General features: G+C 72.1%; 2 protein-coding genes and 1 pseudogene. All 3 read right to left on the minus strand.

The window, feature by feature from the left end; translation table 11 throughout:
* Positions 1-245 (minus strand): gamma-glutamylcyclotransferase (locus tag ACLEQD_RS44090; RefSeq protein WP_410391889.1); only part of this gene is annotated, 245 nt, incomplete at its 3' end.
* Entirely contained in the window at positions 242-682 is a 441-nt protein-coding gene (locus ACLEQD_RS44095; protein ID WP_141647213.1) for a gamma-glutamylcyclotransferase family protein, read from the minus strand. The genes ACLEQD_RS44090 and ACLEQD_RS44095, both read right to left, overlap by 4 nt.
* Before the next feature lie 86 nt (positions 683-768).
* Positions 769-1,049, minus strand: a pseudogene (locus ACLEQD_RS44100) (VrlE); the annotation flags it as partial.

A 1,049-nucleotide genomic window follows, 5' to 3' on the forward strand; every position in this document is an offset into this window, starting at 1 on the left:
GGGTGGCCCTCGAGCCTGTCGAGCGCCGCCAGCATGAGCGCGTCGACTTCGTACACTTCGCCCTCGATGGCGTGTTTGCCGCCGGAGGCGAGAGCGGGGAAGGGCCCGTAGTCGTGAAGCGTGAAACGCGGACGCGTCCGCGCGGGGCCGATGAGGCGTGCGCCGCGCAGGAGGCGGTGATTGGGCTCGCCGGACAGCAGCGTTCCGTAGACGAAAACGCGTGTCGATGTCGACGCGCGCGTCACGCCACACCTCCGAGGGCGCCCGCGAGCGCGGCGCGGTTGAAGCCCAGGCGCCCGTAGGCGTGCCAGAGGACGCGGAAGTAGCGGCCAGCGGGCGGCCAGGCCTCGAAGCCAGTCTCGGGCTGGAGGTACACCAGCGCGCGGCGGCGCAGGCCAGCTCTGTCCATCACCAGCCGGATGGCGCGCCGGTACGCGAAGGGGTGGCCCTCGAAGATGTCGAGGGCCCGCAGGTCCTCGGGAGTGAGGCGGTACAGCAGTCCCTCGACGTGGGCGCCGCGCACCCGCTGGAGGCTGGCGACGGCCCCGCCCCAGCGGCGGCTGTATCCGCCGAACACCAGGGTGTGGCCGGAGAGAGTGGCCCGGGCTTCGACAGTGGCGTTGGGGCAGCGCACGCGCATTTGGGCCCTGTCGAGGTTGGAGCCGTAGGCGAAGTAGAGCATGGGGATTCTCCCGTGGGTGGCAGGCGCGCGGCCCGCCGTTGTCAGTGCCAACCAGGGCCCCGAAGGGCCCCGGCGTTGAGTCCGCTTCAGGCGGCCGCCAGGGCCTCGTTCGTGCCGCCCTGGGCGCTGCCGCTGCCGCCCTGCGCGCCTTCGCTGCCGGGCGTGCCTTCCCCACCCGGCCCGCGCCCGTCGCGACGCTGGCCCTTCCAGGCGGCGCTGCCTTCCAGGTGCTTGAGAAGGTGCAGGCGCGCCGTTTTGAACTCCTCTCCAATCAGGCCCAGGTGGAGCAAGAACACCCGGAAGTCGTACTTCGCGGTGGCGGGGTTGAAGTCGCGGCGCTTGCTGGAGGCGGCCTTCGAGGCCAGGG

Source organism: Corallococcus sp. 4LFB, from assembly GCF_046520365.1.
Taxonomy (GTDB): domain Bacteria; phylum Myxococcota; class Myxococcia; order Myxococcales; family Myxococcaceae; genus Corallococcus; species Corallococcus caeni.